We start from the raw sequence: 26,393 nt of genomic DNA on the forward strand, positions 1-26,393 counted from the left end.
AATGAATGCCCCCTTCCGCCATATGGCGGAAGGGGGCATTTGAATTTATTTGCGGTCGATGTTTTCCCTGACGTTTTCAATGATGAAGCCACTTTTAATATAGCCTGGAATGCTGTTCAGATCGATGCTGAGGTCTTGTTCAGGTACATCATATGAAACTTTGCCGGCAAAATATTTCATCGTCTCTTCCATGATGATGATTGTCATCCACTCGCCTGCACAACGGTGGTTCGTGTAGTAGTCGCCGCCGCCTTGCGGAATAAGGTCGAATGGGCTGCCATCCCAGTCGATGAAGCGTTCTGGGCGGAATTCATTCGCGTTTTCGAAGACATCATCGCGGTGCATGGTGCCATAGACATCGAGCAGAAGGAAAGTGTCTTTGTCTATATCATGTCCATCGAAGTTGAAGTCCGTCTTCGCTTTGCCCGGCAGGAATGGCACGAATGGGTAGAAGCGGCGCACTTCTTGTGAGAACATGTACGCATAATCTTCTTCGTTGTTGATTTTTTCCCTTGAAATTGGATGTTCATTCATCGCATGCAGACCGAATGATACAAAACGGTTGATCGCAATGAGAGGGCGGAACGTGTTCATCAGGTCGATGGCACAGAGTCTTGAGTCCATAGGGTTACCCTTGTAGTCTTCCCAATGTGCAAACTCATAGAGGGCCGTTCCCTCTGGCGGATGGATCTTGCCTTTACGGGTCTGGATGATCTGATCTTCAAGCCAATCCTCAACACGGTGACGTGCTTTGACGGACTCCCTGTAGCCTTTGAACTTGGAACCTAGGCCTTTGAAGGAATCGATCATGATATCCATATCCGTTGCGATTTCTTCAATCTTAGATTCCGGTGCCTGTACACCGGCCCACTTGGTACCTACTTTAGTAAGCAGGACGATGGATTCGCGATAGATGTTTACACGGCCCATCTGTTCCATGCGGTGAGTATTCATATACCAGTGGTTGCGTGTAAGTTCACGTAAGTATTTCAGGTTGCCTTCTGTCATAAGCGACATGAAGAGTGCTTTTCTGTCTATATGTTTTTTGCCGGTCGTCGTGTGGATGGCACCTTTACCGAATAGAGTGTTCACGATACGCTTTGGCAGAGTGCCGGAACGTTCGATCCTATCATTATCGTAGAAAGTTTCAGCAGCCTTTTTACCACTGAGGACGAGGATGCGCTTACCGCCGAGACCCCTTGTTTCAAAAATGTTTTCTGCACCAAGGCGCTTTCTTTGATTCGTGGTGTAAAGGTAACCTTCCTTCATTGCCTTAAGCGTGTTATCGAGACCTTTGTCTCTCTTTATTGTGCTCATAAGTTCTCCTCCAATTTCATTATTCCTAATCCATTATATATAAATGATTGGGCTTATGCCACCATTTCAATCATTTGTAGGGGACCTTATCCTCTTTGATGGTCTCACCATCGACATCGATGCGGTAGTGGCCGGTTTCATCTTCTTCAATGATCATATTGACCGTATACTCATGATCCGAATCGATTTCCAATGTATCGAATACATCATCCATATCATTATCTTTATCGTCAATGTATATTTCCACAGTACGGGCCGGGCGTTCTTCTTTTGAGTCCGCGTCCTGATCTTCATCGTATGGGATCAATATTTCTTTGGCGAATTGCTTCTCGTCTTTGGACTCGGGTCCGAGGGATTTGATTATATCGATTGTGGATCCTTTTGTGAATTCCCCATAATGCGGAGACTGCCCCATGACCTGACCCTCTTTAAAATCTGCGCTGTGGGCTTCCTGGATGATATCCACTTCAAATCCTGCCTCAATCAGCGCTGCCTCTGCCTCCTCCAGCTGCTGCCCCCTATAATCTTCCACTTCTATCATCTCTAAGCCTCTTGAAACGGTCAGCTTCAAATTGTCTGAAGACGGGTCGACCAGTACATCTGGTTCTATTGACTGTTCTATTATCGTCCCGGGTTCGGATGGGTCGTATACTTCTTCCACTTCAAAAGAGCTGAATTCCATCGCTTCGATATCAGCCCGCATATCATCAAGATAAAGTCCTGTCAACGATGGCATCTCCACTCCTGAAGACACTTCAAGCACTAACTCATGTTCTTCCGGGGTGACTTCCATGCCAGCTCCAATGGACTGTGAGAGTACCGTGTCAGGCTTTGAAGCGTCGGGTATCTTTTCGACTTCGACACTGCTGAACCCAAGTGCATCCAGATCACTTTTGATATCTTCATAGTATGCCCCGACAAAGTCCCCCATTTCATAGGGCGCTTCTCCACGGCTGACCATAATATCGATCGGAGTGCCCTTATCTACTTTCCCACCAGCTCCTGGTACAGTCCTGATGATCGAGCCAGTACTCATTTCAGGGTCATACGCCTCGATTGTCTCACCCATCTCCAAATCATTTTCTTCAAGTACCTGTCCGGCATCTTCAATCGGCATACCGGTCATGTCCGGGAGGGTGGACGATTGGTCCATGACAAGGAAAAAGAACAATGCCGGCAGCAGAAGCAACATTGCCAACAACGGAATGAGCCATAGCTTTCGATTCTTCTTCCTATCTCCGTAAGGGCTGATTGGGGGCTTTGGCCCAGGGTGGGGTTCAGATACTGTACCGGAATTGAATGCAGCGATGTCATTGAGTATTTCATCCACTTGACGATAACGGTTACGTGGATCCTTTTCAGTACACTTACCGATTATGCGGACAAGCGCTTCCGGCACATCCCTGAATTCCAGTATATCCGGAAAGGGTTCCGAGATATGCTTCAGTGCGACTGAAACCGGAGTTTCCCCTTCAAACGGCAGCCGGCCGGCAAGCAATTCAAACAATACGATCCCGAATGAATAGATATCTGTCCGTTCATCCGTCTGGTGGCCTTTTGCCTGTTCCGGGGATATGTACTGCACAGAACCCATGACCTGGTTGGTTTCAGTCATGCGTGTATCACTTAGAGCCTTTGCGATGCCGAAGTCTGTAATCTTCACCTGTCCCTTTTCATCCATCAGAATGTTCTGGGGTTTGATATCCCTATGGATGATGCCTGCACCGTGGGCATGCCTGATGCCACGCAGCACCATCCCACATATCCTCAGCACTTCAGCTACCGGCACAGGATGATTATCTTCGATGAACTGCTGCAACGTCGGACCATGGATCACTTCAGTTACGAGCAGGTGATACATATCCGTCTCATCGACGTCCAGAACGCTGACAATGTTAGGATGGGAAAGTTGGATCGTACTTTCGACTTCACGTTGGAACCGCGCCACGGATTTCTCGCGGTTATGATGATCCACTTTAATCAGCTTTACGACCACTTCCCGGTTCAGGATGATATCCTCAGCCAAGTAAACGGAGCTCATGCCGCCGCCGAGGTATTCAATCACCTTGTAGCGCTCTGAAACGATTTCTCCAATCACACCTGATTGCCTGCCTTCAGTTCAGCCAATACGAGGCTGATATTATCCGTAGAGCCATTTTTGAGTGCACGTTCTATAAGATGTCCCGGCTTATCCTCAAGCGGAACGTCCGGCTTTGATACGATTGTATGGATTTCTCCACTATCCATTTCATCCGTCAGGCCGTCAGAAGCAAGCAGGAGATGGTTATACTGTTTATTGCGCAACCTGAAGACATCTGCCTGGATGAGGCGGTCGGTGCCGAGTGCTTTTGTGATTATATTCCTTTTGGGATGCATTTTGGCATCCGCTTCGGTAATCTCTCCGGCATCGACCAGCATGTTGACGAATGAGTGGTCTTTCGTCACCTGTTCGATGGAGCGGGCGTTCATCACATACGCCCTGGAATCCCCCACATTCAAAATAAGCAGGGTTTCGTCAATCACCGCCGCTAGGACAAGGGTCGTGCCCATTCCGCGGTACTCTGCATATTCTTCCTGGTATTCATGCATCCTGCGGTTGACATCCATCACAAGATGCCTCAAAAATTCGACCGCCTGCTCGACGTCGAACAGATTCTGCTCTTCCCATGCCGCCTTCACCTCATCATGTGCGAACCTGCTGGCGACATCACCATACTCATGGCCACCCATCCCGTCCGAAACGAGCAGCAGCATCTGATCTGTTCCATTATAGAAGATGCCGGTGGCATCTTCATTCAAGCTGCGGTGGTCTCCCTTGATGCTCTCTTCTACTGCCTTCATTGCTATTCCCCCGTTTCTTCCTTGGATTCCTTGGCACGGAGCTGGCCGCATGCGGCATCTATATCGGTACCCTGCTCCCTTCTGAGCGTCGCGTTCACACCGCACTCATTGAGCGTCTCCAAAAATGTGAAGATATCATCCCTTGTAGTACGTACATAGTTCCGCTCCGGCACATGGTTGACAGGTATGAGGTTGACATGGCATTTCAGCCCGCTGATCAACTCACTAAGCTCGCGTGCATGTTCAGGCTGGTCATTGACGCCACCGAAAAGGCCATATTCAAAAGTGATCCTGCGGCCGGTCTCCTGCTGGTAATACTTCAAGGCATCCATCAATTTTTCTATATCATAGGCTTTATTGATCGGCATCAGCCGTGTCCTTATATCATTATCCGATGCATGCAGGCTCACGGCAAAGTTGATCTGTATATCTTCTTCTGCAAAATCATAGATCCGGGGCACTATGCCACTTGTGGATACCGTGATATGGCGTGCGCCGATATTGAGGCCATCGTCGTGATTGACGATACGCAGGAACTTCATCATCTGGTTGTAGTTTTCAAACGGTTCACCGATACCCATAATGACGATGCTGCTCACACGTTCATCCGTCTCGTCCAGTGCTTTTTGGATCTGGACGATCTGTGAGACGATTTCACCCGCTTCGAGATTACGCTTCAACCCCCCGAGCGTCGACGCGCAGAAACTGCAGCCTATACGGCATCCGACCTGGGTCGTGACGCACACGGAGTTGCCGTAATCATGGCGCATCAGTACAGTTTCGATGGTATAGCCATCCCTTAGGCGGAACAGGAACTTCATGGTGCCATCCTTGCTTTCCTGCCTGACCACCGTTTCCAGCGGCTCGATGCTGTACATCTCTGACAATTTTTGGCGCATCTCCTTAGGCAGGTTCAACATTTCTTCAAACTGGTCTACACGGTGAATATAGAGCCATTCGAATATTTGGGCACCGCGATACCGCTCTTCTCCCCATTCGACTGCCAATGCCTCCAACTCATCGAGGTTTAAGGTGTAGATCGACGGTCGGTCGAAGTTCGGCAGCTGAAAATCTTTAATCGGTTTCTTTTCTGGTCTTTTTATCATTTCTATTCCTTCTTCCTGAATCTGGCTATAAAGAAGCCATCTGTATCTGCTTCATGCGGCAGAATCTGGCGATATGGCCCTTCAAAATCGAATGCTTTCAACCTGAATGGATCAAACTCGATATCGTCATTTTCCTTTTTGAAAGTATAGGCCACATTCTCATTTTCCATCTGATGGATGGTGCATGTCGAATATATGAGCACGCCGTCTTTTTTCAAGTATTGTTTCACATTGGATAAAATTTCAAGTTGGAGTCTGACAAGCGCTTCTACATCTTCTGCCGTGCGCTCGTATCTGATTTCCGGCTTCCTGCGCATCACCCCGAGACCTGAGCAAGGAGCGTCGACTATGATTTTATCATATAGTCTCGGGTATTCATCACAGGCTGCGTCTGCCAGAAAAACTTCGAGGTTCGACAGCCCCAGGCGTTTGGCATGTTGGGTCACGAGCGGCAATTTATGCGTGTGTACATCACTCAGGTCGACATGGCCGCTGGTGGCTTTCTCAAGTGCGTGCAGCCCTTTGCCGCCTGGCGCACTGCAGGCATCAAGGATGACATCATCCACTGCTGGTTCAAGGGCTTCGTTGACGAGCATCGAACTGACATCCTGGATGCTGAACAACCCTGCTTCATAGCCCTCTGATTTCAGGATATCCCCATCCACTTCGATGGCGTCGGGATGAATATCTGAAGGGGTTGCCTCCAGGCCTTCTGCCGTCAATTTCGAAAGGAGCGACTCGCGTGTAATGCGTGATGTATTGGTGCGTATATACATCTGGGGCCGACTGTCCAATGCTTCCGCTATCCGGCGGGCCCCCTCGATGCCGTGGTGGGTCTTCCAATGGAAGATGATCCATTCAGGGATGCTCGTCTCTATGGACAACCGTTTTGTGGCACTTTTGATGGCATTGGCGTCCTGTCTCGGCGATCTTTCGAAATTCCTCAATATGCCGTTGATGGCATTGGCGTCTTTCGGTCCGCCTGATGCTTTGGCGATCTTCACCGCTTCATTGATCGCGGCATAGTTCGGCACACGGTCTAGCCATATGATCTGATAGACTGTAATCTCTATCAGATTACGCTGCCACCGCTTGAGCCTCGTGCGTATAAAAGGCCTGATCTGATATTGGATATGCAGCCGCTTTGCGATCGTGCCGTAGACGATCTCAGTCAGCAGCCCTTTATCGTTCGCCTCTAGAGGATGGCTCTTGATTATATCGTTCAGGACGATGTTGGAGTAGCCCCCCTCATCCATCACCCGGCCATATGCATCGAGGGCCAGTTTACGTAATGACATTAGCTGATACCCCCAAGTATTGTGCCTTCTAAGTTTTGCCTGCCTGCTGTGAATTCCGAGGCATCGGTCCGCTTTTTCCCAGCCAGCTGGACTTGTGTGACCTCGATGAGTCGATGGTCTCCTGCCACCACGGTGAAGCCATCTTCCGTCACCGAATCGATGGTGCCGGGTTGACGCTGTGAATGCTTTTCAAGAAGCCGCGCACCATATATCTTCAGACGTTTGCCATCCATTTCAGTATAGGCGCCGGGCCATGGGGACAATCCCCGTATATGATTGAACAGATGCTCTGCATTGTCCTCAAAGTCCAACAGTTCATCCTCTTTGGAAATGTTCGGACTGATTGTGACCTGCCCTTCATTCTGTGGTACCCGGGAATTCGTCCCTGCCAATAAGGCGGGAAGTGTCTCATTGAGAAGCTTTGCACCAAGGTGTGACAGGCGGTCATGTAATGTTCCTGTATCATCTTCAGGCGTGATGCCGGTCTTTACACTGGCGATGATATCTCCACTGTCGAGCCCTTCAGCCATATACATAAGTGTTACGCCGGTTTCTGCATCACCTTCCATGATCGCCCTATGGATTGGGGCGCCTCCCCTATGTTTCGGCAGTAGGGAGGCATGCACATTGACCGCCCCGAGACGCGGAATGTCTAGCAGCGCCTTTGGGAGGATCTGCCCATAGGCTGCAGTGATGATCAGATCCGGAGCCATCCCCCTGATCTGATCCACCGCTTCATCGTGCCTGATGTCTTGAGGTTGGAAAAGTGGGATATCGAGGGTTTTTGCTGCTTCTGCGACCGGTGGTGAGGTCAGCACCCTTTTTCTGCCGACCGGCTTGTCCGGCTGGCTGATGACCAGCGCGACATTATGCTTTTCGTGGAGCTTCTCTAATATGGGTACCGAGAAATCCGGGGTTCCCATAAAAATGATTGTTTCCGTCATTATAAATTCCTCCTACATGATGACTTGCGGATCCACATCTATCCGGAGTGAGACACCTTCCGTACGATATGCTTCATGATAATATTCATCCAATCCACCCAAAACTTCGAGCAGTGCCGGTTCCCTCTTATATTTCAGCATTATCTGGAAACGATACTGCCGGTTGATCCTCTCAAGCGGACTTGGGGATGGTCCCACTATGATGGACTTGTCCGAGACAGCGTCCACCAGGGCATCATGGATATGGCTCGTCGCTTTGAGACATTTTGAGATATCCTCGCTCGAAACGGTGAACAAGACATGAAAATAAAACGGTGAGTAGCGTGCCAGTCGCCTGAATGCCATCTCCTTTTCATAGAACTGCCTGTAATCGTTCCCTTTGGCCAGTTGGATTGCATAATGGCTCGGGTTGTAGGTCTGGAAAATCACTTCCCCCGACAAAGCATGGCGTCCTGCGCGGCCCGATACCTGAGTGAGCAGCTGATATGTCTTTTCATTGGCTCTGAAATCAGGAAGATTGAGCATCGTGTCTGCATTCAGCACGCCCACAAGCGTCACCTTGGGATAGTCGAGCCCTTTGGCGATCATCTGAGTGCCGAGCAGGATGGGGATTTCTTCTTCTTCAAACCGGTCAAGCAGCTTTTCATGCATGCCCTTCCGCCTTGTCGTATCGTTGTCCATCCTGACGATTTCAGTGTCGAACATATCACGCAGTATTTCCTCCACTTTCTCGGTACCCGTCCCCCTGAAGGTAACATCGTCACTTTGGCAGTTTTCACATATACGGCGGACTGCCGATTCGTAACCACAGTAATGGCACAGCAGACTGCTGTTTGATTTATGGTAGGTGAGCGAGATGTCACAGTTTGGGCAGATTGGCACATAGCCGCAGTTTTGGCATATCTGAAAGTTCGAATACCCGCGCCTATTGAGCAGCAGCACAGTCTGTTCACCCCGTTCGATGCGCTGGTCGATGGCTTCCTTGAGCGTCTGTGAAATGATCGAGGTGTTGCCCCCGCGATGCTCTTCCGCCATATCCACCACGTGGATTTCAGGCAGTACTTTCGTCCCGGCCCGCTGCGTCAGTTCAAGCCGCTCATAGACGCCCCTCTCACTACGGGCATATGTTTCGAGGCTGGGCGTGGCCGTCCCAAGTATCAGGGGACAATTATGGTACCGGCTCCTGAACTTCGCCACTTCGGTGGCATGGTACATGGGCCGATCCCCCTGCTTGTATGTCGTTTCATGCTCCTCATCCACTATGATGGCGCCGATATTCTCAAAGGGTGCAAAGACACTGCTTCTGGCCCCGACCGATACACGTGCACGGCCTTCTTTTATTTTGCGCCATTCATCGTATTTCTCCCCGTGGGAAAGCCCGGAATGGAGCACCGCCACATCATCACCGAACCGGCTTTTGAAGCGGTTGACCATCTGCGGGGTCAAAGCGATCTCCGGCACCAGCATGATGGCATTTCGTCCTTCATCCATCACCTTTTGGATGACCTGAAGATACACTTCCGTCTTGCCGCTGCCTGTAATGCCGTGGAGCAGGAAGGTTCTCGGCTCACCGGCATCCATCATTTCAGCGATGCGGTCATAGGCATGCTGCTGTTCTTCATTCAACACTTTCGGCGGGTCCAATGTAAACACCCTATCCGCATACGGGTCCCGTTCCATCTGCCGTTCGACCTTCTCCACATATCCTTTGCGGACGAGTTCATTAACCAGATGGTTGGAGAATCCTTCAGCGGCAAGGTCCCTGATGAAGATTGGTTCCGAACTCGATTCGATCACGTCGAGCAGCTCCTGCTGTTTTTTGGCGCGTGACAGTTCGACTTCAGGATGACGCAGGGAATAGACTGCAAGGGCCGTCTTCTTTTTCGTATGCTGCGTGATCACTGTCTCTTCCTTTATTTCCCCAGACGCGAGGTGGGGGGCAAGTTCCTCCAACACTGGGGCAGGCAGACGCCTCGTCTCCACCTCTCCGCCCTGCTGATGGGATTCAAGGAGTCTTTTTGCTGTCGCCCCATGCCCTTCAGCCAAGCGCAGCACTTTTTTGTAGTTTGCCTTCAGCGCTGCCGGCAAAATGGTTTCTATGACGCTTATATACTGATCGATATAGTAGTCTGCGAGATGTTTGGCGATGATCACCATCTCTTCTGTCAGCACGGGCTCGATGTCGAGCGTACGTGCGATTTCCTTGATCCGCTCCAGATCGAAGTCGGTCATTTCACTGAGCTTCATCACATACCCTTGGATGGTACGTCGCCCGAAAGGTACGAGTACGCGGTGGCCGACTTTGAGTATGTCCAACATGCCTTCCGGGACACGGTAGTCAAAGACTTGGTTTACGCTTTTACTCGGGATATCCACTATTACAGAAGCGTACATCAGTCCAGCCACCTGTCTTGCAGCGTATCCATGATGGCAGAAGCAAGCGACTGCTTATCCATCTTTTCGAACGGCACCGGCTCCCCATCCCTAAATAGCATGACCACCTCGTTATCCGGGCTGTTCATGCCGATGTCAGGATTGGATACATCATTCATGATGATGCAGTCGGCATTCTTGCGTTTCAGTTTATCCAGCGCATACGCTTCGACATTTTCCGTTTCTGCTGCGAACCCCGCCACATACATATCTTTGGCATGAAATCCGGCATGCTTCAATATATCCGGTGTCTTTTTCATCTCAATGGTCATCTGCTCTGTCCCCTGCTCCTTCTTCATCTTCTGGTCCTGCATGGAGACGGGAGCAAAGTCGCTGACTGCTGCGGTGAACAGGCCAAGGTCAGCGTCCATATGGCTGTCTGCTGCGCGCCACATCTGGTCTGCCGTTACAACATCGACGACTTCGACGCCCCGGGGCGCGTCTAGATTGACCGGACCACTGACCAATACAACTTTTGCCCCTCTATCAGCCGCCGCTTCGGCCAGGGCATACCCCATCCTGCCGCTTGAATGGTTGGTGATATAACGCACAGGATCGAGAGGCTCCTGTGTCGGTCCTGCTGTTATCAGCACTTTCTTGCCAGTCATCCGATCACCTCGTTCAAGCTGGGCTTCTATATAGGCTTTTATATCCGGTACATTTGCCATGCGCCCTTTGGCATTATAGCCGCATGCCAAGAATCCGGATTCTGCATCGATGAATTGGTATCCGTCTCTAGTAAGCACTTCCATATTCCTCTGTACGGCGGGCTGGTTATACATATGGACGTTCATAGCCGGCGCAAGCACCACCGGTTTTGGATTTGCCGCCAGCACATTGAGCAGCATATTGTCATAGATGCCATTGGCCAGCTTACTGATTGTATTTGCAGTCACCGGCACTACTGCTATGATATCCGCCCATTCTCCGATGTTGATGTGGGAAATCACCGACGGATCTTCCTCTTTGAAGGTATCGGTGTATACATGATTGCGGCTTATTGCCTGAAATGCGAGCGGCGTGATGAATTCAAGTGCATTTTCCGTCAGGACGACACGGACCTGGTGTCCACCTTGAATCAGTTTACTTGTTAAGTCGACCGCCTTATAGGCAGCAATGCCGCCTGTCACGCCGATAACGATATTTGCCATGCTCTCACCTCTTTGAATATAGCCCCGCTACCGCGATGGGCTGTTAAAAAAAGCTGACAAAATTTGTCAGCTAGTTTCTTGCCTTAACTTTATTTGCAGCAATTTCTTCAAGCGACCGGCTGACCGTCTTCAGAGTCTTATACTCTTCCAAGATAAGGTCATCCGGTTCATCCTGGAGATGACGTGCCCGTTTGGCAGCCATCGTCACAACCAGATATTTCGAGTCGACATTCTTCTTCAGATCGTGTATGGATGGATATAGCATTATTGATTGACCTCCAGTAGCATTTTTCTCAATTTGGATTCTACACGTGCCCGTTTCATATGGGACGCTTCGACAATGCATTGGACCCGTCCGCGCGCAGTGTCCACATCGTCGTTGATTACGACATAATCGTAAAGGTTCATCATTTTAAGTTCTCTTTTCGCTTCATCAATGCGGTGTTTGATGATCTCAGGAGAGTCTGTCCCCCTGTTCACAAGACGCTGCTCCAATTGGTTGAGGTCCGGTGGGGCCAGGAAGATGAACAGGGCTTCAGGGAACTTTTCCCTCACCTGTTTTGCCCCTTCGACTTCTATCTCCAGGAATACGTCATGTCCTTTTGACATGGTCTCCTCCACATAATCCACCGGAGTGCCGTAGTAGTTGCCCACATACTCTGCATACTCAATGAATTTATCTGCTTCAATCAATGCTTCGAATTCTGCTTTGCTCTTGAAGAAATAATCGACGCCATCCGTCTCCCCTTCTCGCCTCTCCCTTGTCGTCATGGAGATCGAGTACTTGAAGTCAGTATCAGGATGATCGAAAATCGCCTTTCTGACCGTGCCTTTCCCCACACCCGATGGGCCGGAGAGTACAATCAGCAATCCCTTTTCTGAAGTCATAACACGTAACCTTTCTATTTGTGATTATCTCCTAATGTACCATAACCAGGAGAAAAATTCATCATCAAATGACGGCCTGTGACAAACAAGGTACAATTCATGTTAAAATGTTCATTAGTCTAAAACAGGAGGATGAAACCATGGCATTCGACGGTAATTTTGTCCACGCCCTATTGGGGGAGTTGGATAGTCTCCGCAGCGGGAAAATAAATAAGATACAGCAGATGGATGACACAAGCATGATATTCAAAGTCAGGGCACAAGGTGCAAACCACAACCTTCTGATAAGTGCGCATCCCATGTACGCACGTTTTCACCTGACAAAACATAAATATGAATTTCCATTCGATCCGCCGATGTTTCTGCGTGTTGCCAGAAAACATCTTGAAGGCGGCATCATTGAAACCATCAGACAAGTCGGAAACGACCGCCGGGTTGAAATGCACATCCAATCGCGGAATGAACTTGGCGACCCGATCAGGCGCATACTCATCCTGGAAATCATGGGACGGCATTCAAACATCATCATAACGGATGCCGACTACATCATCCAGGACGGCATCAAACACCTCACACCGAACAACAACAGCAGGACCATCATGCCAGGCTTCCCGTATTCGGCCCCGCCGACTGAGCCGAAACTCAATCCGAGGACGGCGGATATAGAGTCAGTTACCGCACACATCGACTTCAACAGAGGGAAGATAGGCCGGCAGATCCTCCATAATGTAGAAGGATTCAGCCCCCTTTTCGTCAAGGAAGTCGAATACCTCGCCGGCTACTTCACCACTGAAACCATCGTACCGGCAATAAAAGAGGCCATGCATCAGGCCGAAGAGATAAAACCTGTGCTCTATACGGACGGGGACTCTGAAATATTCTATTTCACTCCACTCAGTCACCTCGGTGCACCGGATGCAACATATGATTCGCTCTCCGGATTGATGGACGACTATTACCATGACAGGTACAGGAAGTCACTCATCAGACAGAAGGCGCAGGATTATGTCCACCTGATCGAACGTGAATATGACCGTACAGAACGTAAGATAGAAAAGCTCAAGGCAGACCTTGCTGAAGCGGAGAAGATGGATGAATACCAAAAGTATGGAGAACTTCTCACTGCCTATATGCATCAGGTCAAACCATACGATGAAAGCATCGAAGTCATCGATTATTATACCGATGAGCCTCTGATCATCCCCCTCGATAAGAACCGCACGGCGAGCGAAAACGCCCAACGCTACTATAAGATGTACAATAAGCTGAAGACGCGCGAAAGCAGTGCCGCTACACAGCTGGAACGCTCATATGAGGACATTAGATACCTCTCTTCACTGCTCCATCAGATGGAAAGCATCAGCACTCAAGAAGAAGTTGAAGAGATAAGGGAAGAATTGGGTGAGCAGGGCATCATCAAGAACAATCGGAGACAGCCGAAGAAGAAAAAGCATAAAATTCAGCTTCATCCTTATCGGACGACGAATGGACTTGATGTACTGGTCGGCAAAAACAACAAGCAGAACGACTACCTGACGAGTAAAAAAGCTCAGAACAACCATCTGTGGTTCCATACGAAGGACATTCCAGGCTCCCACGTCGTCATCCTGCATACTGAGGGCGAAATAGAAGAGCAGGATATTCTGGATGCCGCGATGATAGCAGCCTACCACTCCAAGGCACGGGACTCGGAGTCGGTGCCTGTCGATTTCACCAAAGTTCGCCATGTGCATAAAGTCAGTGGCGCAAAACCGGGCTTTGTGACCTATACTGATCAGCAGACCGTAAACGTCACTCCGGACCGCGGAAAAGTGATGAAAATGGCACAACCCGAAGCATAGTGGAAAAAGCCACCTCCAAAATATTTTGGAGGTGGCTTTTCTTCAATAGAGGCTCATATAGCGTTCAGCTGATTTTGCCCAACTGTAGTCCGATTGCATCATGTTATGGATCAAAGCATCCATATGCGCCTTATCCTGGTAGATGGATCGGCTATACCTCATGGCATCGAGCAATTCGTGGGCATTATATTTTTCAAATGAAAAACCGTTCCCAACATGGTTGAATTCGTTATATGGCACGACCGTATCCTTCAATCCACCCGTTTCCCTGACGATTGGAACCGTTAGATATCTGATCGCGATCAGTTGGCCCAGGCCGCACGGTTCAAACAGGCTCGGCATGATGAAGAAATCACTGGAAGCATAGATTTTCCTGGCGTAGGATTCACTGAACCCGATCGTCGCATGCACCTTTCCGGGGAAATTCTGGAAAAGTGATCTGAAATAATCCTCATACTGCTGATCTCCTGACCCGAGTACGACGAGCTGGACATCCTCCATCAGGAATTCATGCATGACATGTGTGATGAGATCGAGACCTTTTTGGGAAACGAGACGAGTCACAATGCCATACATGGGGATGGCTTCATCCACTTCCAATCCGAGGGCACTCTGCAGCGCCATCTTATTTTTCAGTTTGGTCTTGCATGAGGATCGGTATCTATAGTCAAGTGCATCATCCCTCAGGGGGTTATATTCTGTCATATCCAGACCATTGATAATACCATGGAGATCATGCCTCCTGTATTCAAGCACGGTTTCCAGGCCTTCTCCGAAAAACGGCGTCAGAATCTCTTCGGCATATGTTTCGGACACGGTCGTAATGACATCCGCATGATGGATGGCTGCTTTCATCATGTTAAGCATACCCTGCCACTCGAATCCTGCGAAATGCTCCATGCCGAAGTTGAACATATCGCTGAAGGCGGAGGGCTCCATCCATCCTTGGTACTGAATATTATGGATCGTATAGACAATCTTCATGCCGGGCTGTGGCCGTTTGATGCTGCCGATTGCAACAGCAGCCCCAGTCTGCCAATCATGACAATGGAGCACGTCATAATTTTCATCTATACGGTACATAAATTCAATGATGGCATTCGAAAAGTAGACGAAGCGCTCCCCATCATCGATATATCCATAGAGGCCATCACGGTTGAAGTAGTATTCATTATCTACAAAATAGTAGGTGACTTTCCTATCCGTATATTTCAGGATACGGGTATACTGGTTGCGCCACCCCACCGGCGTATTGTAGATCATCACTTCCTCCATCTCCCGGCGATATTCGGAATGGATGATTTCCTTATATAAGGGGAGGATGACCGACACCTCGGCCCCTTCCTTGACAAGTGCCTGCGGCAGGCTGCCGATGACATCGGCCAACCCGCCTGATTTGATGAACGGTGTGCATTCACTTGCAGCAAAAAGTACATGTTTCATGCCGTCACTTCTTCCCATTTCAAATTAGATCTCTGTACGCTTGGCCAGGACATAAGGCTTTTCTTCAGAACCCATCAGCTGGCGCCCTTCTGTAATCCTGACGTCTTTATCCAATATCACATTCTCCAGATGCACGTCAGGTTCGATTGTACAGTTTGCAAAAATGATAGAGTTCTTGATGACCGCCCCTTTGCCAATCTTGACATTGCGGCCGATTATCGAGCGTTCCACTTTGCCCTCGACCGTGACGCCATTCGCCACGATCGATTTTTTGACGTTGCTGTCTTTTTTATAGAGCGTAGGCGGTCTGGTACTCACTTTCGTCTTCACTTTGTTCTTGCCGAAGAAGAATTTGCGGTAGCGGTCTTTTTCCAGCAATGCCATGCTGTTGTTGAAATATGTTTCAATCGAATGGAAATAATGTGTCTTTGCCGTTATATCGAAAAAACCTGTATTATACTCTTCAAGCTTCTCCCTTATGCCATTATGGAAGAAACTCGGCTTATAGTTGTTTATGCAGAATGTGACGATATTCATCAGGACGGTTTTTTTAATGATGTAAACGCCTGTGTAAAGGTGCGGATTTTCCTGGTCGTGTGTAAATCCAGCGACCTGATCCCCTTCTGTAATAAGTCGCAGAATCGGCCCTTCTGGAGGGGTTTCAACTTTTTCTGCAACGAATGTCACGTCCCTGTCATTTTTGATGTGCTCTTCCACCGCTTCAGAATAATCGGTATTCGATATGAACTGGGACCCTGAGATGAGCACGTGGTTCCCTTTAAAACGGCTGAACAGGTCCGAATGGTTGTGGAAGTGCTTCAGATCTCCCTCCGATACATCGGTTGGATCGTTCCAGTCAGGGGGCAGGACGAATATTTTGGATTGTCTTCCCTCAATGCCAAAATCTTCTTTGCGGTTCAGATGATCGAGCAAGGACCTGAATTTGTTGCCGGCAAATACTCCAATGACATTGACGCCTGAATTATTCATGCTGGTGATCGCGAAATCGATCAGTCTGTAGCGTCCCATGAATGGCACTGATCCGCCGCTCCTGAAATAAGTCAATTCATCCAGGTAATCCTGTTCGGGCTGGAGATTGATCAGCCCCAATATTTCATTATCCATTATGATTGCCCCCCTTTGGCAGATAGTCGTTTAAAGTATCATGACTGATGACGATAGGTTCTTCATCCTTGGCGAGTATTTCAGCGCCATCCGGCACCTCGACTCCCGAAGTGACGATCACCCGCTCAAGTCGGACACCTTCGCCGATCACAGCATCAGGTAGTATGATGGAATCTTTTATAATGGAGCCTTTACCCGTCTCCACACCGATGAAGAGTATCGAATTATCGATTTTCCCTTCAATGAAGGAACCCGGGGAGATGAGTGAATCTGTTATCTCTGATGTCTCTCCGATGTACTCCGGTGGTCGATTTTCTTCGTTAGAATAAGTGGGCCATTCTTTGGACATCAGCAAGGTTTGGAAATCGTCTTTCAGCAGATCCATATTTGCTTCCCAGTAACTTTTGATTGTGCCCACATCTTTCCAGTAACCTTTAAAATTGTAGGCGAACAATCTCTTTTCATCTGACAGCATCATCGGGATGATGTCCTTCCCGAAGTCGTGGTCACTGTCTTCATTCTCCTCATCTTCTAATAGGTACGGTCTGATCGTCTTCCATTTGAAGGTGTAGACTCCCATTGAAGCCATGTTGTTCTTTGGCTCCTCGGGCTTCTCATCAAATTCATATATGCTCATATCCTCATTCGTGTTCAGAATGCCGAATCGGCTGGCATCTTCCCAGGGCACTTCAATTGCCGAGATGGTGGCATCGGCATCATTGGCCTGGTGGAATTCGAGCATTTTGGTGTAATCCATCTGATAGATGTGATCGCCACTCAGGACAATCAGATCATCAGGTTCATATTGATCGATAAAATGCAGATTCTTGACGATTGCATCCGCCGTACCACTGAACCAGGCGCTACCCTCACGGTTGGAATGCGGCGAGAGCACACTGACTCCTCCATATTGCCTGTCAAGCCCCCAAGGCTTACCGATGCCGATATGCTTGTTGAGCATCAGGGGTGAGTATTGTACGAGCACTCCGACTGTCGAAATACCCGAATTGGCCAGGTTGCTCATTGTAAAGTCGATGATCCTATACTTTCCCCCAAATGGTACAGCTGGCTTGGCGATGTCTTTCGTCAGTTCGCCAAGCCGTGTCCCCTTTCCCCCTGCCAACAGCATGGCTACAGTATTAGATGTCATATTACTTCCTCCTGTCTGTGTCATCTTCTAGATCGAATACTTGAAAAGCAAGTGGTGCGATGGATACTTTTATATATTGGTCTTCACGGATATAATGTTCATCCATTGAAAAATGCCTGCCGTCATTTATGACGTGGGAACCTGAATATCTGTCTTCATCACTATTGAAGATTTCCCGGTAGACGCCGGGTTCAGGCACTGGAATCTTAAAATCATGATATACTTCCGGACGGTAGTTGAATATGCATATTTTAAAAGTTTCCTTATATCTGCGTACATAGCTTAGGACGGAATGCGCATTATCGTCGACAAGCAGCCACCTGAACCCTTCAGGCACATAATCCCATTTATGGAACTCAGGATGCGCCCTATATAACGCGTTCAGGTCAGCAGTATATTTCTGCAGGGAATGATGGTACGGATATTCGAGAAGGTGCCAGTCGACCTGTCCTTTATCCTTCCACTCATGGAACATCCCTATTTCCTGCCCCATGAACAGCAGCTGTTTCCCTGGTTCTGTAGTCTGATTGCCATATAACAATCGGGTCTGCGCAAATTTCTGCCATTGGTCTCCTGCCATCTTATCGACTATGGATTTCTTCCCATGGACAACCTCATCATGGGACAGAGGCAGCAAATAATTCTCATTATACTTATATGCCATCGAAAACGTGAGCTTATTGTGGATGTTTGCCCGTCCGTAGAAATCCTGTTCCATATAATCAAGCCGGTCATGCATCCAGCCGAGATCCCACTTGAAATTGAAACCGAGCCCGCCGGTATGGACCGGGTGGGTAATCTTCGCCTCATCGGAAGAATCTTCCGCCATCATAAGGAGCGCTTCATCATACAAGAAGGCAGCTTTATTCAATTTCTTCAGCAGCTCCACCCCGGCAATGTTGGTTTCGCTGCCATCTTCGTTATAGATTTTATCCTGGGCTTCATGGTTTTCGAAGTTCAGGTCTATCATGCTGTGGACAGCATCGATCCTAAGCCCGTCGATGTGGAATTCACGCAACCAATACATCGCCGAAGAGATGAGGAAAGATTGTACTTCAGGCCGTCCGTAATCGAACGTCAATGTCCCCCACTGACGTTTTTCAGCAATTCTCGGATCAGGATGTTCATAGACAGGCATGCCGTCAAACATCCTTAATCCATGCGCGTCTTTACAGAAATGGGCAGGTACAAAGTCCATGATGACACCGATTCCCGCTTCGTGCAGACGGTTGATCAGACGCTTCAATCCAGTCGGCTCCCCAAAACGGCTGGTCGGAGAGAAGTAGCCCGTCACCTGGTACCCCCAGGACAAGTCAAAGGGGTGTTCAGTCAAAGGCATGAACTCTACATGTGTGTATCCCATTTTTTCCACATATGGCACCAGTGCTTCGGCAATTTCATCATAGCTGAAATGGGCAGCATCAGTCAGCTCATCGACGGTGCCATAATTTGCACTGTCCACGGTGTGTCTCATCCAAGTCCCCAGATGGACTTCATAGATGCTGATCGGCTCCTGATAGACATTGCTCCGGCCCCTTTTCGACATCCATCCATCATCCGTAAAGGTGAAATCATCGTGATGGACGATGCTGGCTGTTGCCGGCCGCCGCTCATGGTAGAATCCGTAGGGGTCTGATTTCAGATGGGACGTGCCCTGAAAATAAATCTTATACTTATAGGCCTCCCCTTTTTTCATGTTGGGGGTTTTGAAGATCCAGAGACCTTGATCGCCAAAAGGCTCAAAATCCATGTCTTCACCGCTGTAGTCATTGTGCTCGCACGCGAGCTGCACGTGCGTAGCATTCGGCGCCCAGGTGATGAACCGCACCTCATCACCCAAAACGTGAGCCCCCATGAATTGGTAGGCATTGTAGTGGGTGCCCTGGTGAAACAGATATTTATCCATTTCCAACCACTCTGCACTCAAAATATCTCCCCCTTTACGTTATACTATGTCCATACCCATTTTTATGATGATGCAACTTATAAATTTGGAATGATACATTTACAGCAATTTCAGAATATTTATTCAAAGAATAATTATACATGCAAAAATCATTTACTACAACCAGATGGAGGATCTTTATGTATGACGCATATCTAGATGCATCAGATCAGATTACCATAGTCAAAAAAAATGCCAGTTCTAAAAATACAGACTCCATTTCTGTGATGCAGAATGACGAAGCACTTGAAATCCATCCGACCCATATCAGCAATAAGTGCACCACCGTTTCGCTGGCACACCCCTTGAACCTCAATCACTTCACTTTTCTGATTATAGGTGGGCAGCACACGCCACTCAAGATGGGCCGCTACACCTTTTCTACAGAATTCGACCTGAAATATGCAACCGATCAGCAGATGGGTGCCATCTATACAAAAGAACAGACCATTTTCAGGGTGTTTGCTCCGACAGTCTTCCAGTGCAGACTGCTTCTTGATGGCCAGTCTTATAACATGGATAAAATTGGCGGCTACTTTGAAAAAGTCATTTCCCAGGATTGTCACGGCAAGCATTACCATTTCGAAGTGAGCCACAATCATGTGACGCATTTCGTCATCGATCCGTATGTAAAGGCAGTGTCAGCCAACGCAAAAGAGGCGATGGTTGTCGATTTCGAACGCATCAACCCCAACTACCGGAAACATCATGTACCAGATATCCCGAATGATTCGGCAATCATCTACGAAACCCATGTAAGAGACATCACCAGTCATCCCAACAGCGGTGTCAGTGAAGCATGGAGAGGCCTCTATCTCGGGATGACGGAAGATACAAAGACCGGCCACCGCCTGAGCAGCGGGCTCAATTATCTGAAGGAGCTAGGGGTCACCCACATAGAATTGATGCCGGTCAATGACTTTTCGACCGTCGATGAATTGAACCGGGATAAAAGCTATAACTGGGGATATGACCCCCATTTCTTTATGGTGCCTGAAGGCAGTTATGCAACTGATCCGTCAGATCCAATCAGCCGCATCGTTGAACTCCAAAAACTTATACTTACATTACATGAGAATGGCATGAAAGTCATTTTGGATGTCGTCTTGAATCATGTATATAAGGTGGAACACTCGAGTTTCGAGAAATTGGTGCCCGGCTATTACTTCAGGCATAATGCTGAACTATCCTTGTCGAATGGCACGGGAGTCGGCAATGATTTCGCCTCAGAGAAAATGATGGCACGCCGCTTCATCCTTGACACGATGGAGTTCTGGCTCGATTTCTACCGGGTGGACGGTTATCGGTTTGATCTTATGGGGGCACTCGACATCGAAACGATGCAGGGTATAGAACACATCTCAAAAGCACAGGACCGGGAAATATTTCTGCTCGGGGAAGGTTGGGACCTGCCGACAGCCTTGGAGTATCATAAGAAGACACTCCCTGAATTTGCAGATCGTGTTCCGAATGTGCATTTCTTCAACGATCATTTCCGAGATGCGATCAAAGGCAGCAATTTTGAACTGAGCGAAAAGGGGTATGTAAATGGTGATGGTCAGGGCGCCCAGGCCATAAGAGAAATGTTTACAGGGAGTTTCAAGGCATTCAACCCGGGTATGAGCATCAATTACGTGGAAGTTCATGACAACCATACGCTATATGACCGCCTCAAGTACTCCTCGGACAAGCGGCAGTATGTGCTTGAAAGCCAGCATCAGCTTGCAACTGCACTGACCCTGCTATCATTCGGCACACCGTTTCTGCATGCCGGACAGGAATTCTTCAGAACCAAGTATGGTCATGGGAATACCTATAATCTAAGTGATCTGCTGAACCGCATGGATTGGAACCGCAGAGCCAAGTATCAGGACAATATTGAATTCATCAAAGCAGTGATTCGTTTCAGACTGGAAGAAGATGTCTTCCGCCTGAAAAATCCCGATGAAATCAAAAAGGCGCTTACGTTCATGACGTTCAACAACTTGCCGCAAGCCTTCGGGGTGCAGATCAGCTATGAGGCGAGCGAGTTTATGATCATCATCAACCCGACGGAAAAATCCGTCGAGCTCGGCTATGGCTCGGATGAGTCCTATAGGATCATACTCTCCAACCAGCGTTGGCATGATAAGGCCATATATGCCAACAGCCTCTACATCAAAGGGTATGAAATCGTTATACTGAGGAAGATGGCCGATGTCGACCAATACACAACAGACCAGGAAGGTGATTGAAGTGGAAAGAACACAATGGGAAAAGCATATCGAGGGAAGTTTCATCACACAGGAGCAGTACGACCGTCTACCAGAAGAAGAGAAGAGTGACGCATTTACAGGTACGCTTGCATTCGGGACAGCAGGCATAAGAGGAAAAATCGGCCTCGGACCGAACCGTCTGAACCGATATACAGTCGAGAAAGTGGCGCTCGGCATTGCACATAGCCTTAAAGATCATGATGGCCCACTCGTCGTCATCGGCTATGACACCCGCCACTTTTCACCCGAGTTCGCCCAGGCCATGACGAGTGTCCTTGCTGCCAACAATGTTTCAGTCAAGCTCTCGAAACAATATATTTCAACACCGGAGCTCTCGTTCCATGTCAGGGAACACGATGCGGACCTCGGTGTCATGATAACGGCAAGCCATAATCCACCGGAGTATAACGGCATCAAAGTGTACGGTCCGGATGGCGCCCAGCTGATCGATCGGCCTGCTTCACTACTCAGTGACAAGATCAATGCGATAGAGGATATATTCAACATTACCTCCACTCCATTTGAAGAAGCGTTGGAAAACGGAGACGCTGGATACATTTCCACTGAAATGGAAGAGCATTACAAACAGAAAATCACTGCGTTCATTCCAGGAATTCCAAAATCTGACCTTAAAGTCGTATTTACAAGCCTTCATGGAACGAGTGTACCGATTGTACCCGAGCTGCTCGATACACTTGGATTCAACGGTTATCAACTGGTCGAAGAGCAATGTCGCCCCGATGGTGATTTTCCTTCAGTCGAATCTCCAAACCCGGAGAACGAGTCTGCGTTTGAAGGGGCTCGGACACTCGGCAGCAAGAACGAAGCCGATCTGCTCATTGCAACAGATCCCGACGCCGACAGAATTGGAGTGCAGGTCCTGCATAATGGTGAGTATGTCCATTTGAACGGCAACCAGCTCGGTATACTGCTTCTCAATCATCGCCTGGATAACCACGATGGACCAAGTCCGGTCGTCATCAAATCGATTGTGACAAGTGACTTGGGCCGTAAGATTGCAGAAGACAAAGGTGCAGAGATGATAGAAGTTCTGACTGGTTTCAAGTATATCGGCGAGCAGATCAAATTGCTTGAGGACAATCCCGAAAAACAGTTCATATTCGGCTATGAAGAAAGCTACGGTTTTCTCCTTGAACCATTCGTGCGTGACAAGGACGCCATACAGATTGTACCGTACCTCGTCTCGATGGCAAGCGCGCTGAAGAACGAAGGCCGGACGCTTGTGGATGTATTGGAATCAATCTATGAAACATACGGCAGGCGCATGGAAGTCCTTTTCAGTCATACCTTTGAAGGGACCAGCGGCAAGGAGGAAATCAATGAAATCATGAGGCAGTTCCGGACCAACACCCCTAAAAAGCTCGACCGGAGGGAAGTGATCATGTCTGAAGATTTTAAGACTCAGACCCGGACATATCAGGACGGCCGGACAGAAAAGATTGAACTCCCGCAGGCGGATGTCATCAAAATTCATTTTGCGGATGGCTGGATCGCCCTAAGGCCGTCAGGCACGGAACCGAAGATTAAACTCTACGCCTCTTTAGACAGTGAACATATTGAACAGGAGGCAAAATTCATAAATGACATGATCTTTGGGGTATGATGAAAAAAGCTCAAAATGGAACTGAAGTTCCATTTTGAGCTTTTATTTTGATAATGATGTCTTGAAATCCATGATTGTCTTCTGTTGACCATCAGAAAGCGTGCCGCGATTGGCACTTACCTTGACCAGTGCATCGAGATTACTCAATGTATATAGGGTAAAGCCCGACTGATTGAACGCTTCTGTAGCTTGAGGCAGCCCGTAGGTGAAGATTCCGATCACCTTAAGCACATCAGCCCCACCTTCCTTCAAGGCTTCAGCCGCTTCAATGCTTGAACCACCGGTGGAAATCAGATCTTCGATGAGCACCACTTTTTTTCCGGAGATATCCGCGCCTTCAATCTGATTCCCCTTACCATGCTTTTTCTTGCTTCCCCGCACATAACACATCGGCAATTGCAGACGCTCACTGACGAACGCAGCGTGTGGAATTCCAGCGGTGGAGGTTCCGGCAATGACTTCTGCTTCAGGCATGTGTTCTCTGATCACTGAGGCGAATGCGTCCGCAATCTCGTTTCTTGCCTTTATATCCCCTATTATTTTGCGGTTGTCACAGTATATGGGAGATTCTATGCCACTCGCCCAAGTGAAAGGTGCTTCAGGACTCAGCTCTACGGCTCCTACATCAAGAAGTATTTCTGCAGTGCGTAATTCCATCTATTTGTCCCCACTTTCAAATTCTTTTTTGATCCTATGGTATTTTTCTGATGGATCCCGGTCCCTGGTGATGGAACGCCCCACCACAATATAGTCGCACCCGGCACTTTTAGCCCCTTCAGGTGTAATGATACGTACCTGGTCATCCTGCGTATCCGACTGCATGCGTATCCCCGGGGTGACGGTTATAAATTCTTTGCCACAGGCTTCATGTATAAGCTCTGCTTCAAGAGGAGAACATACGACACCATCAAGACCTGCAGATTGCGCAAGTTTGGCAAAATGAACGACGCTCTCATCGAGGCTCAACCTGGAACCCAGTTCTTCCCGGACCACTTCTTCGCTCATCGATGTAAGCTGGGTAACCGCAATGAGCAGCCCGTCAGGATTATAGTTCCTGAACGATTCGGCAGCGCGCTTCATCATCGCTACTCCCCCCTGTGCATGGACATTCGTCATCTGGACATCGAGTGCAGCGAGCCCTTCCATCGCCTTGCCGACTGTATTCGGAATATCGTGGAGCTTCAGGTCAAGGAAGACATCATGCCCCATGCTTCGCAATTCTTTTATGACTTCCGGTCCATTCTGCAGATAGAGTTCCATACCCACTTTGACGAACAGTGGTTCATCGAAGTGTTTTAAAAATGCGCGCACCTGCTCCATTGTACTGAAATCAAGTGCAACTATTGGTCTGTTCATTAGTCTTCCTCCCTTTTGTAGGCGCGCCCCTTCAAGTCATGGATATGATGGATGCCCATATCTTTCAAGCGTTCTTCCAACCCTGCAATTAGAGTTGGACAGATCATGGGATCAGTAAAGTTCATCGTGCCGACCGCCACAGCATCAGCACCCACTGAAATATAGTCGAGTATATCATCCACTGTTGAAATGCCCCCCATCCCGATTATCGGCAAATCAGGCATGTGCTGCCGGACCTGATAGATCATGTTCAGGCTGACCGGCTTGATGGCCGGACCGCTCAATCCGCCAGTGATGTTGGATAGGATCGGCCGGCCTGTCGTGTCGAGCCTCATGCCTACAAGCGTGTTGATCATTGTCAGTCCATCGGCTATATCCCCGACGCTTTTAGCCATTTCGACGATGTTTGTGACGTTCGGCGAAAGTTTTACATAGACAGGGACATCAGAGGCCTCTTTGACTTCAGCGGTCAGCCGGCGGGCTGTTTCAGGATCAGTGCCGAACTGGATACCCCCAGCTTTGACATTCGGGCATGAGATGTTCAATTCCAGCGCATTGACGTTATCCGCTTTGGATATTTTATCCGCGACCATCACATAATCATCTATCTCAGTGCCTGCAACATTCGCTATGATGGGCACATCGTACTGCTCCAGGAATTTGAGCTCATGCTGAAGGATGTGCTCGACTCCTGGATTCTGGAGTCCAATCGCATTCAGCATGCCGCTTGAAGTCTCTGCCACACGTGGGGTCGGATTCCCTTTTCTTGCTTCATGCGTTGCAGCTTTGATCATTATTGCGCCGAGTTGCGAAAGATCATAGAGCCGTGAAAATTCCTCTCCGAAACTGAAACATCCGGATGCCGGCATCACCGGGTTCTTAAGGTTCAACCCCGGCAAGGAGATATGCATTGCCTCTTTGTTCATAACACTATTTCTCCTTTCCTGAAGACCGGACCCTCTGTGCAGAGCTTGATATAGTCGCCTTGGGTTGTTTCACATACGCACGCGTAGCATACACCAAAGCCACAGCCCATTCGTTCTTCTAACGAAATATAGCCATCAATTTCCATCGTCTCGGAAAGTGCCCCAAGCATGACTTTCGGTCCACATGCATAAAAGCGGTCGAAAGGCCCATCAAGTGTTTCGATGACATCTGTAACGAAGCCTTTCATACCATAAGAACCGTCAGCCGTAGCAATATATGTGTCTCCGAGTGCGCTGAATCTATCTTCATAGAAAACATCTTTTTGTGAATTGAATCCCAATACATGGGTGGTTTTCACGCCACGGGCATTCAACTGCTTGGACAATTCATAAAGGGGCGGCACACCTATGCCCCCGCCTATTATGAGTACATGCCTGTCACGTTCCAGCGGATAACCGTTGCCGAGGGGCGATAGTATATCCAACGTCTCCCCGGCACGCTTGGCCGCTAATTTTGAAGTCCCTGCGCCATCCGCCCTATATACGATGGTAAAGCGTGAAGCTTCCTGATCGATGCCGGCGATAGAAATGGGGCGTCTCAACACATGCTCCGTCGACCCGTCGATGCGCACATGGACGAATTGTCCGGGCGTCTTCATATCTGATGTGAGCGCCCCTTCAAGTTCCATCTCGAATATCCGATCGGCAATCTCGTCATTGGCGATTATGGTCATGAGTGTCTTCATATGA

General features: G+C 48.7%; 21 protein-coding genes. 3 read left to right on the forward strand and 18 right to left on the reverse strand.

Going from position 1 to position 26,393, the window contains the following annotated elements; all coding sequences use genetic code 11:
* Positions 1-45: 45 nt before the first annotated feature.
* The 10 genes from ACFFLE_RS10005 to gmk all read right to left on the reverse strand — a co-directional run bounded on the left by ACFFLE_RS10005 (position 46) and on the right by gmk (position 11,978).
* Positions 46-1,317, reverse strand: a complete 1,272-nt coding sequence (locus ACFFLE_RS10005) for a cytochrome P450 (RefSeq protein WP_380571634.1) — start codon at positions 1,315-1,317, stop codon at positions 46-48.
* 70 nt (positions 1,318-1,387) lie between these two features.
* Positions 1,388-3,415, reverse strand: coding sequence for a protein kinase domain-containing protein (locus tag ACFFLE_RS10010; RefSeq protein ID WP_380571636.1), 2,028 nt, complete (start codon positions 3,413-3,415; stop codon positions 1,388-1,390).
* Positions 3,412-4,158, reverse strand: a complete 747-nt coding sequence (locus ACFFLE_RS10015) for a Stp1/IreP family PP2C-type Ser/Thr phosphatase (protein ID WP_380571638.1) — start codon at positions 4,156-4,158, stop codon at positions 3,412-3,414. The genes ACFFLE_RS10010 and ACFFLE_RS10015 overlap by 4 nt, the downstream gene beginning before the upstream one ends.
* Before the next feature lie 2 nt (positions 4,159-4,160).
* Complete coding sequence (rlmN, locus tag ACFFLE_RS10020; protein ID WP_380571640.1) at positions 4,161-5,264, reverse strand: dual-specificity RNA methyltransferase RlmN; 1,104 nt, start codon at positions 5,262-5,264, stop codon at positions 4,161-4,163.
* Between the two features lie 2 nt (positions 5,265-5,266).
* Entirely contained in the window at positions 5,267-6,562 is a 1,296-nt protein-coding gene (gene rsmB / locus ACFFLE_RS10025; protein WP_380571642.1) for a 16S rRNA (cytosine(967)-C(5))-methyltransferase RsmB, read from the reverse strand.
* The gene (gene fmt / locus ACFFLE_RS10030; RefSeq protein ID WP_380571644.1) at positions 6,562-7,506 is read right to left on the reverse strand and encodes a methionyl-tRNA formyltransferase; all 945 of its coding nucleotides are present in this window, start codon (positions 7,504-7,506) and stop codon (positions 6,562-6,564) included. The genes rsmB and fmt overlap by 1 nt, the downstream gene beginning before the upstream one ends.
* A gap of 12 nt (positions 7,507-7,518) precedes the next feature.
* A complete protein-coding gene (gene priA, locus ACFFLE_RS10035) occupies positions 7,519-9,900 on the reverse strand; it encodes a primosomal protein N' (protein WP_380571647.1) in 2,382 nt (793 codons plus the stop codon).
* A complete protein-coding gene (gene coaBC, locus ACFFLE_RS10040) occupies positions 9,900-11,090 on the reverse strand; it encodes a bifunctional phosphopantothenoylcysteine decarboxylase/phosphopantothenate--cysteine ligase CoaBC (RefSeq protein ID WP_380571650.1) in 1,191 nt (396 codons plus the stop codon). The genes priA and coaBC overlap by 1 nt, the downstream gene beginning before the upstream one ends.
* Before the next feature lie 70 nt (positions 11,091-11,160).
* Positions 11,161-11,355 (reverse strand): DNA-directed RNA polymerase subunit omega, encoded by a 195-nt coding sequence (rpoZ, locus tag ACFFLE_RS10045; protein ID WP_380571652.1) that lies wholly within the window; start codon positions 11,353-11,355, stop codon positions 11,161-11,163.
* Positions 11,355-11,978 carry a guanylate kinase gene (gene gmk, locus ACFFLE_RS10050; RefSeq protein ID WP_380571654.1) on the reverse strand — a complete coding sequence of 208 codons (624 nt, stop codon included), beginning with the start codon at positions 11,976-11,978 and terminating at the stop codon, positions 11,355-11,357. The genes rpoZ and gmk overlap by 1 nt, the downstream gene beginning before the upstream one ends.
* 140 nt (positions 11,979-12,118) lie before the next feature.
* Between gmk and ACFFLE_RS10055 the strand changes: the two genes are divergently transcribed.
* The gene (locus ACFFLE_RS10055; RefSeq protein ID WP_380571656.1) at positions 12,119-13,819 is read left to right on the forward strand and encodes an Rqc2 family fibronectin-binding protein; all 1,701 of its coding nucleotides are present in this window, start codon (positions 12,119-12,121) and stop codon (positions 13,817-13,819) included.
* A 42-nt stretch (positions 13,820-13,861) separates the two neighbouring features.
* Here the strand turns inward: ACFFLE_RS10055 and glgA are convergent, their stop codons facing one another.
* Genes glgA through glgB form a run of 4 tightly spaced genes read right to left on the reverse strand, consistent with a single transcriptional unit; the run spans position 13,862 to position 19,464 of the window.
* Positions 13,862-15,262: a glycogen synthase GlgA gene (glgA, locus tag ACFFLE_RS10060; RefSeq protein ID WP_380571658.1), complete on the reverse strand. Its 1,401-nt coding sequence runs from the start codon at positions 15,260-15,262 to the stop codon at positions 13,862-13,864.
* Between the two features lie 24 nt (positions 15,263-15,286).
* Positions 15,287-16,387 (reverse strand): glucose-1-phosphate adenylyltransferase subunit GlgD, encoded by a 1,101-nt coding sequence (gene glgD, locus ACFFLE_RS10065; RefSeq protein ID WP_380571661.1) that lies wholly within the window; start codon positions 16,385-16,387, stop codon positions 15,287-15,289.
* Positions 16,380-17,537 carry a glucose-1-phosphate adenylyltransferase gene (locus ACFFLE_RS10070; protein WP_380571663.1) on the reverse strand — a complete coding sequence of 386 codons (1,158 nt, stop codon included), beginning with the start codon at positions 17,535-17,537 and terminating at the stop codon, positions 16,380-16,382. Before ACFFLE_RS10070 ends, glgD begins: the two co-directional genes overlap by 8 nt.
* 1 nt (position 17,538) lies before the next feature.
* Entirely contained in the window at positions 17,539-19,464 is a 1,926-nt protein-coding gene (gene glgB / locus ACFFLE_RS10075) for a 1,4-alpha-glucan branching protein GlgB (RefSeq protein ID WP_380571666.1), read from the reverse strand.
* A gap of 158 nt (positions 19,465-19,622) precedes the next feature.
* On the opposite strand from glgB, the gene pulA reads away from it, so the two are divergent.
* On the forward strand, positions 19,623-21,716 hold the full coding sequence (gene pulA, locus ACFFLE_RS10080; RefSeq protein ID WP_380571668.1) for a type I pullulanase: 2,094 nt from the start codon (positions 19,623-19,625) through the stop codon (positions 21,714-21,716).
* Positions 21,679-23,361 carry a phospho-sugar mutase gene (locus ACFFLE_RS10085; protein WP_380571671.1) on the forward strand — a complete coding sequence of 561 codons (1,683 nt, stop codon included), beginning with the start codon at positions 21,679-21,681 and terminating at the stop codon, positions 23,359-23,361. Before pulA ends, ACFFLE_RS10085 begins: the two co-directional genes overlap by 38 nt.
* Before the next feature lie 42 nt (positions 23,362-23,403).
* On the opposite strand, the gene pyrE is transcribed toward ACFFLE_RS10085, so the two are convergent.
* Genes pyrE through ACFFLE_RS10105 form a run of 4 tightly spaced genes read right to left on the reverse strand, consistent with a single transcriptional unit; the run spans position 23,404 to position 26,389 of the window.
* Positions 23,404-24,018, reverse strand: a complete 615-nt coding sequence (pyrE, locus tag ACFFLE_RS10090; protein WP_380571673.1) for an orotate phosphoribosyltransferase — start codon at positions 24,016-24,018, stop codon at positions 23,404-23,406.
* Positions 24,019-24,717 (reverse strand): orotidine-5'-phosphate decarboxylase, encoded by a 699-nt coding sequence (pyrF, locus tag ACFFLE_RS10095; protein ID WP_380571676.1) that lies wholly within the window; start codon positions 24,715-24,717, stop codon positions 24,019-24,021. It lies immediately after the preceding gene.
* Positions 24,717-25,643: a dihydroorotate dehydrogenase gene (locus ACFFLE_RS10100; protein WP_380571678.1), complete on the reverse strand. Its 927-nt coding sequence runs from the start codon at positions 25,641-25,643 to the stop codon at positions 24,717-24,719. The genes pyrF and ACFFLE_RS10100 overlap by 1 nt, the downstream gene beginning before the upstream one ends.
* Positions 25,640-26,389: a dihydroorotate dehydrogenase electron transfer subunit gene (locus ACFFLE_RS10105; RefSeq protein WP_380571680.1), complete on the reverse strand. Its 750-nt coding sequence runs from the start codon at positions 26,387-26,389 to the stop codon at positions 25,640-25,642. Before ACFFLE_RS10105 ends, ACFFLE_RS10100 begins: the two co-directional genes overlap by 4 nt.
* Positions 26,390-26,393 lie beyond the last annotated feature (4 nt).

Origin of the sequence: Salinicoccus siamensis (assembly GCF_042429615.1) — a bacterium.
Taxonomy (GTDB): Bacteria; Bacillota; Bacilli; order Staphylococcales; family Salinicoccaceae; genus Salinicoccus; species Salinicoccus siamensis.

What these genes read in the sequence shown, in the direction of transcription:
- ACFFLE_RS10005 (WP_380571634.1), bottom strand. Translation starts at nt 1,317, where the DNA reads ATGAGCACAATAAAGAGAGACAAAGGTCTCGATAACACGCTTAAGGCA.
- ACFFLE_RS10015 (WP_380571638.1), bottom strand. Translation starts at nt 4,158, where the DNA reads ATGAAGGCAGTAGAAGAGAGCATCAAGGGAGACCACCGCAGCTTGAAT.
- rlmN (WP_380571640.1), bottom strand. Translation starts at nt 5,264, where the DNA reads ATGATAAAAAGACCAGAAAAGAAACCGATTAAAGATTTTCAGCTGCCG.
- rsmB (WP_380571642.1), bottom strand. Translation starts at nt 6,562, where the DNA reads ATGTCATTACGTAAACTGGCCCTCGATGCATATGGCCGGGTGATGGAT.
- fmt (WP_380571644.1), bottom strand. Translation starts at nt 7,506, where the DNA reads ATGACGGAAACAATCATTTTTATGGGAACCCCGGATTTCTCGGTACCC.
- priA (WP_380571647.1), bottom strand. Translation starts at nt 9,900, where the DNA reads ATGTACGCTTCTGTAATAGTGGATATCCCGAGTAAAAGCGTAAACCAA.
- coaBC (WP_380571650.1), bottom strand. Translation starts at nt 11,090, where the DNA reads ATGGCAAATATCGTTATCGGCGTGACAGGCGGCATTGCTGCCTATAAG.
- rpoZ (WP_380571652.1), bottom strand. Translation starts at nt 11,355, where the DNA reads ATGCTATATCCATCCATACACGATCTGAAGAAGAATGTCGACTCGAAA.
- gmk (WP_380571654.1), bottom strand. Translation starts at nt 11,978, where the DNA reads ATGACTTCAGAAAAGGGATTGCTGATTGTACTCTCCGGCCCATCGGGT.
- ACFFLE_RS10055 (WP_380571656.1), top strand. Translation starts at nt 12,119, where the DNA reads ATGGCATTCGACGGTAATTTTGTCCACGCCCTATTGGGGGAGTTGGAT.
- glgA (WP_380571658.1), bottom strand. Translation starts at nt 15,262, where the DNA reads ATGAAACATGTACTTTTTGCTGCAAGTGAATGCACACCGTTCATCAAA.
- glgD (WP_380571661.1), bottom strand. Translation starts at nt 16,387, where the DNA reads ATGGATAATGAAATATTGGGGCTGATCAATCTCCAGCCCGAACAGGAT.
- ACFFLE_RS10070 (WP_380571663.1), bottom strand. Translation starts at nt 17,537, where the DNA reads ATGACATCTAATACTGTAGCCATGCTGTTGGCAGGGGGAAAGGGGACA.
- pulA (WP_380571668.1), top strand. Translation starts at nt 19,623, where the DNA reads ATGTATGACGCATATCTAGATGCATCAGATCAGATTACCATAGTCAAA.
- ACFFLE_RS10085 (WP_380571671.1), top strand. Translation starts at nt 21,679, where the DNA reads ATGTCGACCAATACACAACAGACCAGGAAGGTGATTGAAGTGGAAAGA.
- pyrE (WP_380571673.1), bottom strand. Translation starts at nt 24,018, where the DNA reads ATGGAATTACGCACTGCAGAAATACTTCTTGATGTAGGAGCCGTAGAG.
- pyrF (WP_380571676.1), bottom strand. Translation starts at nt 24,717, where the DNA reads ATGAACAGACCAATAGTTGCACTTGATTTCAGTACAATGGAGCAGGTG.
- ACFFLE_RS10100 (WP_380571678.1), bottom strand. Translation starts at nt 25,643, where the DNA reads ATGAACAAAGAGGCAATGCATATCTCCTTGCCGGGGTTGAACCTTAAG.
- ACFFLE_RS10105 (WP_380571680.1), bottom strand. Translation starts at nt 26,389, where the DNA reads ATGAAGACACTCATGACCATAATCGCCAATGACGAGATTGCCGATCGG.